Origin of the sequence: Methanohalobium sp., from assembly GCF_046546175.1 — an archaeon.
Classification (GTDB): domain Archaea; phylum Halobacteriota; class Methanosarcinia; order Methanosarcinales; family Methanosarcinaceae; genus Methanohalobium.
Window position 1 is genome coordinate 1 of record NZ_JBKGYF010000078.1, and the last position, 7,933, is coordinate 7,933.

General features: G+C 38.1%; 11 protein-coding genes. 7 read left to right on the top strand and 4 right to left on the bottom strand.

Going from position 1 to position 7,933, the window contains the following annotated elements:
- From ACLFMM_RS08055 to ACLFMM_RS08080, 6 genes are all read left to right on the top strand, one after another.
- A partial coding sequence (locus ACLFMM_RS08055) for a cysteine-rich small domain-containing protein (RefSeq protein ID WP_410808222.1) occupies positions 1 to 446 on the top strand: 446 nt, incomplete at its 5' end.
- Entirely contained in the window at positions 443 to 1,435 is a 993-nt protein-coding gene (locus tag ACLFMM_RS08060; RefSeq protein ID WP_410808223.1) for a cobalamin biosynthesis protein, read from the top strand. The genes ACLFMM_RS08055 and ACLFMM_RS08060, both read left to right, overlap by 4 nt.
- A 30-nt stretch (positions 1,436 to 1,465) precedes the next feature.
- Complete coding sequence (cobZ, locus tag ACLFMM_RS08065; protein ID WP_410808224.1) at positions 1,466 to 2,023, top strand: alpha-ribazole phosphatase CobZ; 558 nt, start codon at positions 1,466 to 1,468, stop codon at positions 2,021 to 2,023.
- Between the two features lie 20 nt (positions 2,024 to 2,043).
- On the top strand, positions 2,044 to 2,859 hold the full coding sequence (gene cobS / locus ACLFMM_RS08070; RefSeq protein ID WP_410808225.1) for an adenosylcobinamide-GDP ribazoletransferase: 816 nt from the start codon (positions 2,044 to 2,046) through the stop codon (positions 2,857 to 2,859).
- A complete protein-coding gene (locus tag ACLFMM_RS08075) occupies positions 2,844 to 3,458 on the top strand; it encodes an NTP transferase domain-containing protein (RefSeq protein ID WP_410808226.1) in 615 nt (204 codons plus the stop codon). The genes cobS and ACLFMM_RS08075 overlap by 16 nt, the downstream gene beginning before the upstream one ends.
- 194 nt (positions 3,459 to 3,652) lie before the next feature.
- On the top strand, positions 3,653 to 4,393 hold the full coding sequence (locus ACLFMM_RS08080) for an RAD55 family ATPase (RefSeq protein ID WP_410808227.1): 741 nt from the start codon (positions 3,653 to 3,655) through the stop codon (positions 4,391 to 4,393).
- Between the two features lie 23 nt (positions 4,394 to 4,416).
- Here the strand turns inward: ACLFMM_RS08080 and ACLFMM_RS08085 are convergent, their stop codons facing one another.
- Positions 4,417 to 5,100: a DUF5591 domain-containing protein gene (locus ACLFMM_RS08085; protein ID WP_410808228.1), complete on the bottom strand. Its 684-nt coding sequence runs from the start codon at positions 5,098 to 5,100 to the stop codon at positions 4,417 to 4,419.
- 122 nt (positions 5,101 to 5,222) lie between these two features.
- On the opposite strand from ACLFMM_RS08085, the gene ACLFMM_RS08090 reads away from it, so the two are divergent.
- Entirely contained in the window at positions 5,223 to 5,597 is a 375-nt protein-coding gene (locus ACLFMM_RS08090; protein WP_410808229.1) for a helix-turn-helix domain-containing protein, read from the top strand.
- A 22-nt stretch (positions 5,598 to 5,619) separates the two neighbouring features.
- Here the strand turns inward: ACLFMM_RS08090 and ACLFMM_RS08095 are convergent, their stop codons facing one another.
- From ACLFMM_RS08095 to ACLFMM_RS08105, 3 genes are read right to left on the bottom strand one after another with little or no spacing between them, the layout of a single operon-like run.
- Positions 5,620 to 6,804: an aminotransferase class I/II-fold pyridoxal phosphate-dependent enzyme gene (locus tag ACLFMM_RS08095; RefSeq protein WP_410808230.1), complete on the bottom strand. Its 1,185-nt coding sequence runs from the start codon at positions 6,802 to 6,804 to the stop codon at positions 5,620 to 5,622.
- A gap of 18 nt (positions 6,805 to 6,822) precedes the next feature.
- Entirely contained in the window at positions 6,823 to 7,314 is a 492-nt protein-coding gene (locus ACLFMM_RS08100) for an Lrp/AsnC family transcriptional regulator (protein ID WP_410808231.1), read from the bottom strand.
- A 46-nt stretch (positions 7,315 to 7,360) separates the two neighbouring features.
- Positions 7,361 to 7,738, bottom strand: coding sequence for a 30S ribosomal protein S8e (locus ACLFMM_RS08105; protein WP_410808232.1), 378 nt, complete (start codon positions 7,736 to 7,738; stop codon positions 7,361 to 7,363).
- Between the last annotated feature and the right edge of the window lie 195 nt (positions 7,739 to 7,933).

The following is a 7,933-nucleotide window of genomic DNA, read 5'->3' on the forward strand; positions in this document are numbered from 1 at the left end:
GCAGTTCGTTCTGTTCTCTTGATCATGATTTTTTAAGAATCGCTGTCAGAACATACGAGAATACAGACAAATTGACGAGAAACATCGGTGAGCTACTTACTGAATGGGGTCTGGAACAAGGTGATAAGTTTTTAAGTTCCACATTAGAATCCGCTACAACCGGCAACCATTCAAGCAGAAGCACGTGTGAATATTATCCATGTCATTATCCAGGTCAGGATTGTACATTCTGTTTTTGCCCGTTCTATCCGTGTGAGGATGAGAGAACAGGTGGAAGATATATCGAACGTTCAGGTGGAGGAAAAGTATGGAGCTGCAGTGACTGTCATATAATCCACATGGAAGAAATTGTGGAATACATACTGGATGTTCTTATGGAAGAGGATAATGAAACTGAAGATAGCCTGAAAAAAGCCTGGGAGAGAATTGTGGAGCCTAACTTATGATTGGTTTGCTGACTTTTGATGCGGATTTTTTCATATCAGTGCTTCTTATAGCAACCGTGTTCGATTTCCTTATTGGTGAACCTCCTGCTTCAGTTCATCCAGTTGTATGGATAGGTAAATTTATACATGCAATAGACAAAACCGCTCCAAAAAAATCCAGAAAGTTGTATGGTATATTTCTTGCAACTACCTGTATACTATTTGCATCTGCTATAGGTTATTTTGTTACACTCCTTGCTGCAGTCCCCAGTATCCCGGAAACTATTACCATCCTTGTATCAGCCTATTTTTTAAAATCCACATTTGCAATACGAAGTCTCATCTCTCCCGGCCAGGATATATACAACGACCTTATTAAAAACCAACTGGAAGATGTCCGCTCAAAACTAAAAATATTTGTCAGCAGAGACCCGTATAAATTAAACAAAAATCAAATGTCATCTGCGGTGGTGGAGTCAACTTCAGAAAATTTTACAGATGGAATCATAAGTCCCATTTTTTATTATTCAATTCTGGGACCTTTTGGACTTGTAGCTGCATACGCCTACAAGGCGGTAAATACCCTTGATTCAATGGTTGGTTACAAAAATGAAACCTATCAGGAACTGGGATATGTATCCGCCAAACTGGATGACATTCTTAATTGGGTACCTGCCCGATTCTCAGTACTGTTTATAGCGTTGGCAGCACTTATTGTCAACATTTTTGCAGAAAAGAAACTCAGTATTATTGATTCGTTAAAATGTGCATATTATGAAGGCAGGAGCACACCCTCTCCAAATTCGGGATACCCTATGGCTGCTGTGGCCGGTGCCCTCAGAATAAGACTTGAAAAACCAGGTAGTTATATACTTGGAGACAAATACCCCGAACCTGAACCAGTTGATATCAAGAGAGTATCACAGATTATCATATCTGCAGCAATAATATCTATAATTATATTTTCATTGATTATTTATGGTATTATGAACTTAACTGGTTATATCTAATCCAAAAGGCTTTATTTGAGAGTGACTGTTATGAAATTATCAGATGTAGATGGCAAAAACTTTAAAGGTGAACAGCCAGAAGAACTGGAAGAAGAAAAATATGATAATGAGATTTTTAATGTAATGAAGGATAATGGTGTAAGCAAAGAGGCACTTGTAGATACAGCAATGGAGTTATACTTCTCCCACCCGGGCATTGAAACACGGGACAAAGCTGAAAATATATTTACAAGAGAGCTTGAGATTGCTTTTTCTGATCCAAATCTTTGTATATTGGTGTATTCCGGAATATTGCTTGAAAAGGAAGGTAAAGCTGGTACACTTCCAAATCTGAGTAAAAGTTCCTATGAAAAAGACCTCTCTTTTATTATCGCAGATGAAGTACTCGGTATGAGTATTTCAAAATACATCAGTGGAGACAAGGGTATGTTCGAGTATGTCCGGTTTGACAAAGAAAAACCTGGTATTCTTTCAAAGCTTGGACCCTTTATGGATGATGTCGTTGCTGGTATTGTCGGTGGTGTCTCTGCAAATATGTACACAAGAGCCATTGCAGAAATGGACAACAGTAATAATTCTAAAGAATAAATAACTGGTGTGATTGCAGAATGAACCCTTTTCTACTTGCAGTCAAATCTGGGTTTGGTTTTTTATCCACCATTCCTTTTGGACTCACAATGGAAGGTCTCGATGAACTGGTAAAAAGAATATACCTTTTCCCTTTTGTCGCTGTTGTAATTGGTATTATCACAGGTGCATTTGCCTACCTGTTTAATTTTATATTCCCTCCTGTCATCAGTGCAGTTGCTATCCTTATAATAATCTACTATTTTACAGGATTTAACCATCTTGACGGACTTGCAGATTTTGGGGACGGACTAACAGCACATGGGTCACGGGATAAAAAAATAAATGCTATGAAAGACGTATCAATCGGTATCGGAGGTGCTGCCTTCTGTGTCCTGGGACTCATCTCATTATATGCAGTTGTTATTACACTGCTGGATAAAAATTTAATACAGAATATAAATCTTAGTACTGGTTTGATGATTTTTTCATCCCTGGTTGTAGCCGAGATAGGGGCAAAACAATCGATGCTCACGATTGCAGTGTTTGGCAAATCCATACATGAAGGTTTGGGGTCTATGGTTATTGACAATACTACATTTCCAAAATACCTTATAGGTCTGATAGGTGGTGGGTTTTTCTGTGGGCTAATGCTCGGTGTACTTGGTATAATCGGATTTATAGCAGCAGTGTTTTCTGCTCTGATAATACTTAATATAACCAACCGCCATTTTGGAGGTGTAAGCGGTGACGGACTGGGAACTGCAAACGAGGTTGGTCGCATAATTGCATTGTTAGCCATTATACTAGTGGTTAAAAGTGGTTACGGAGGTATTATGATATGGACGTTGTTATAATGGCCGGTGGTCGGGGTACAAGGCTTGGAATGGGTGAAAAACCCTGTGTACAGATTCTGAGACACCCGTTAATAAGTTATGTCATTGATGCGCTCGATAAGGCAAAAAACATAGGTCAGATTTATGTTGCTGTTTCCCATGCTACTCCGAACACAGAAAAATATGTTTCAAATAAATATCAAGGCCAGGTGAAAGTTATCAAAACCGTAGGCGGTGATTATGTAGGGGACATGATATGTGCAGTTGAAAATGCAGGGATTAAAGAACCGGTTATGATAATAATGTCAGACCTTGCTCTTATAACCCCTGAATTGATTGATGAAATCATAGATGAGTACTATAAATGCGGCAAACCTGCCCTTTCTGTGCATGTTCCAATTTCTGTATGCAAAAAACTTGGACTCAGACCAGACACAGTGTTCAATAGAGAAGGTAACCTGATTGTACCCACCGGTGTTAATGTATTGGATGGAAAATATATCAGACAGGAGCAAGATGATTACAACCTTATAATGGAAAATCCTCAACTTGCTCTTAACATAAACACACCTGATGATTTAGAACGTTGTGAAAACAAACTACTTGAAAGGTCCACATGAATATATATTATATTAGCAAAATTAGTATAATTATTATACGTAATCCAAAAAATAATATAATCTCTGGGATAAATATAATAAAAAATTAAATTATAAATGTAGTAACACAAAATTGTATATACAGGACACTCCAAATAAATGATTAAGAGTTGTTAAAAAACAATTTTATAGATATATTTATCAGGTGGTTATAAATGGCAGAAACATCACAGGAAGAGACTTCTCAACCAGAGAGAGTCAGTACAGAGATAAAGGGTCTGGATGACATGTTACATGGGGGATTCTTTAAAGAAACTGTTAATGTCGTTTCTGGTAATTCAGGAACAGGAAAAACAATATTAGGATCACAGTTTTTGTATGAAGGTGCAAAAAAAGGCGAAAAAGGAATGTGTATAATAACTTCCGAAGAATCCAAGTCACTGGTTAGAGAAATGAAAACCTCTTTTGGATGGGATCTAAAAGACATGGAGCAACAGGGACTTATCACATTTGTTGATATAACAGACCCCAGCTTGCGCCTCCAGAAAAGTGTAGAAATTGCACCTTCTGAGCTTATAAAAAGTTTCAAGAAATTGGTTGAAAGCAAGATAGAGAAAGAGAAACCACAGCGTATATTTGTCGATTCGATAGAAGCACTCTTTCTGGCAATTGAATCAAATTACAAACTCAGAACAATGGTAGATGATGTATTTAGTGTGTTTAGAAGTCACGGTGTAACAACTGTTGTTAGTGTGGGGACTCTTTTCGGACTAAATGATGTGGTTGAATATGGTGCAGATTCTGTAATTAAATTGGAACGTTTCAAAACCGGAAACAATCTCCAGCGCTCCATCTATGTCATGAAAATGCGAGGTTCAAAAACCATTAATGAGATTCGAGTGTTGAATATATCAGATAACGGTATGGATGTACTCGCACAATCACCATACCTCTAAACTTTTGTACCAGTTTTTAAAATTTAGAAGATATACCAGTCGTTGTCATTTTCTGAATGTTCTTCATCTATTGCGACCGTCCTTCTTTCCAGTCCCATTTTTGTTGTTATGGCATCAGAAAAATCCTGAAGATAATCTTTCTGGTTCAGACTTCCATATATGAATTTTTTATCCGGTTGGATATTGTTTTGAATCGTTTCTTCTTCAGGAACAATTTTTACATCTATATCTACCATTTCGGATGCTTTTTCCATTGCCTTTCTGAAATCACCTATACAGTAGGCTATCCTGTGTTTGTATTTGTGCCTTGTCTTTTCAAGATAGTGAGCCAGACGCTCACTTTCCATTTTTATGAAATCCCGTTTTATTTTCGGCACATTGCATTTACCAAGCATAAACTGATAATGCATAAAGGGATACAGAGTATCAAGTTCCCTGGGTGTAACACCACATGTACCAAACACTACCACATGAACCTGTTCGGGATTTAGAATCCCAAATATCACTCTGTCGAAAACTCTATGTGAAGGGCTTTCATGGTATGGCTTTTTCTTTGCACATGGTACAAAAATACAGACATTCCTTTCAGGAGGGTCATACTCATCCATTATCCAGTCATTTGCACGTTTCATATCCGGATGATAGATAATTTCATCTGTATCCAGTGGTTTATCAGAACGCTCATCTTCAGGAATTATAGGTTCCATTTGTTTGCGGGTGAACCTGGGAAATTATATATATAATTAACGATATGTTTATTATGGTTTTGGACAAACTATACAATCATTTACAATTAAAACACTACAACTTATAAACCGAGTGATTCATGATGGCACATTCTATTCCCGAAATGCTGAGAGCCAATTTCAATTGCGATGATGTAGCAAAATGTATACTGGGACTTAAAGACCTTGATTTACAAGCATACAAACTGCTACTTGTTAACGGTCCGATGACAGCCGAAAAACTGGGAGAACTGCTGGATAGAGAACGCAGTACATCCTACCGATCACTGCAAAATTTAATTTCCTGCGGTCTGGTCTACAGGGAAAGCCGTTCAATTGATGTTGGTGGTTACTATTACGAATATGTAGCAATATACCCGGATTCTGTTAAAAAAATGATGCAGGAGAACATCGATGACTGGTATAAAAAAGTCAGTTCACTTATCGATAATATCGATGAGGAACTGGCAGCATACTGAAAGGTAATACGTGATTTAAAAATTATTGCTGCGTTTTATCAACAAACATTTTCATTCTCTCAAGCGCTTCCTGGATTTCATCCTTTGATGCTGCGTAGGAGCAGCGCAGGAATCCCTGTCCTGCTTCACCAAATACATCTCCGGGAATTGTTACAACTTTCTGGTCATCCAGAAGGTTTTCCGCGAACTCGGATGACGTCATGCCTGTGCTCTGAACAGAGGGGAATGCGTAGAATGCTCCCTTGGGTTCAAAACACTCAAGACCAATGTTATTGAGACCATTTACAATAAGATGCCTGCGCCTGTCGTATTCACGAACCATCTTGTCCAGTTCATCATTTCCGTTCCTTAATGCTTCCATTGCACCAATTTGGGCAACTATAGGTGCACAGAGCATGGTGTATTGATGTATCAGCATCATCGAGCTTATTATTTCAGAATCACCGAGTGCATAAGCTATCCTAAATCCTGTCATTGCATACGATTTTGATAAACCGTTCAGCAATATCGTGCGGTTGCGCATTCCTTCAAGGGATGCAAAACAGGTATGTTCACCTTCATAGGTCAGACAGTCATAAACTTCATCAGAAATGACCATCAGGTCATTATCAACCACCACATCTGCTATTTCTTCAAGATCAGATTTGTCCATGGTGGCTCCTGTCGGATTATTCGGATAATTCAAAACCACTGCCTTGGTTTTGTCAGTGATGGAATTTTCCAGTTCTTCTGGAGTGATTTTGAAATTGTTGGACATTTTAGTGGAAACTGTGACCGGAATACCACCCGCAAATATCACAGATGGAACATATGCAACATAGGACGGCTGAACCACAATCACTTCGTCACCAGGATTAACAATTGCACGGATTGCAAGGTCCAGTGCCTCACTGACGCCTGTTGTTACAAGGACTTCGGATTCTGGATCAAATTCAACACTGTATTTATTTGAGAATAAATCCGATATCTGTTCACGGAGTTCTATGAGTCCGTAATTTGATGTGTAGGATGTTTCTCCCTGTTCAATTGAATGAATGCAGGACTCTCTGATATGCCATGGAGTCATATAATCAGGTTCCCCAACACCCAAGGATATGATATCGTCATCAGCTCCGCAAACCATATCAAAAAACCGTCTGATTCCGGAGGGTGGTACATTTTTCAGATTGTCTGCAATAAAACAGGATGGGTCGCATTGCGGTCTCAAAATATATGCCCCTTAAATTTATGGTGATACAGGCAAACGTTTAATGTGTTCAGGTTCATCAAATATAAAACCATCTTCTTTATAGGTTTTCAAAACAAAATGGGTTGACGTACTATGAACCTGTTCAAGGGTTGCTATCTTTTCCGCTACAAAAAACGCCACTTCTTTCATCGACCTGCCGCGTACAGTAAGCGAAATATCATGGTCTCCAGATATTAATCTCACTGAACGCACTTCTGGAAATTTGTATAGACGCTCTGCTATTGCCTGATAACCAAGTTTTCTCTCAAGTATAACCTTCAATTCAATGATTGCATATACATAATTTTCTCCTGCCCGTTCCCAGTCAATAATGGTTTTATATTTACGGATAACTTTGTCCTTCTCAAGTTTAGCAATTATATTATTAACTTCTGTAACTGACAGGCCTGTTTGAGATGAGATGTTTTCAGGTGATGCACGAGCATCTTCTTCCAATATTTCCAGTATATGCCAGGTATGTTTATCCATACTACATTCCTTTCAATATAAAATTGATAAATAAAAATGAAACAATTTACTCAATCAAAACTGCATTAACAACCCCATCCTGACCAGGACGGCTTGTTACTTTAGCATCGCCCATTTCGGTTTTGATTACTGAGCCTTTTGTAATGATGTTACGTCTCATGTAATGTACGTTTGCAGGATTGTCAATTACGTTTTCAATAGTTGATTTCTGGGTTGTTCCATCCGCAGGATTGGTTACATTGACCTCATTACATCTCAGAAGCCTGACTTTGCGGTTTCCGCCCTTTGAAGCAATGTTTTTTCTCTTGGTGTCATTAACATAGGTTTCAGCTGATTCCCTGCCTATTTCATGTTTTCGTTTACCACGCACTGGCTTGAGTTTAGCGCCGCTTGGGGTTCTTCTCGATCTTCCTTGCCACTTCATAATATATCCTCTTATATTTTTGAATATATAAAATGTAATTCTTATTTATAAAGGTTGTAGAATTATATTTATTTCAACTGGAGGTTTTATTACTTGCTGGATTGTATAAGAAGTTTTCGAATGGATCCAGCAAAGGTTTAGAGATTATCAAATTAGGTCATAATTTCACCCATTCTAATTTGATGATATTTTCTC

Bases quoted from the DNA above. Each gene is read 5' to 3' on its own strand.
- ACLFMM_RS08060 (WP_410808223.1), top strand. From the start codon at position 443: ATGATTGGTTTGCTGACTTTTGATGCGGATTTTTTCATATCAGTGCTT.
- cobZ (WP_410808224.1), top strand. From the start codon at position 1,466: ATGAAATTATCAGATGTAGATGGCAAAAACTTTAAAGGTGAACAGCCA.
- cobS (WP_410808225.1), top strand. From the start codon at position 2,044: ATGAACCCTTTTCTACTTGCAGTCAAATCTGGGTTTGGTTTTTTATCC.
- ACLFMM_RS08075 (WP_410808226.1), top strand. From the start codon at position 2,844: ATGGACGTTGTTATAATGGCCGGTGGTCGGGGTACAAGGCTTGGAATG.
- ACLFMM_RS08080 (WP_410808227.1), top strand. From the start codon at position 3,653: ATGGCAGAAACATCACAGGAAGAGACTTCTCAACCAGAGAGAGTCAGT.
- ACLFMM_RS08085 (WP_410808228.1), bottom strand. From the start codon at position 5,100: ATGGAACCTATAATTCCTGAAGATGAGCGTTCTGATAAACCACTGGAT.
- ACLFMM_RS08090 (WP_410808229.1), top strand. From the start codon at position 5,223: ATGGCACATTCTATTCCCGAAATGCTGAGAGCCAATTTCAATTGCGAT.
- ACLFMM_RS08100 (WP_410808231.1), bottom strand. From the start codon at position 7,314: ATGGATAAACATACCTGGCATATACTGGAAATATTGGAAGAAGATGCT.
- ACLFMM_RS08105 (WP_410808232.1), bottom strand. From the start codon at position 7,738: ATGAAGTGGCAAGGAAGATCGAGAAGAACCCCAAGCGGCGCTAAACTC.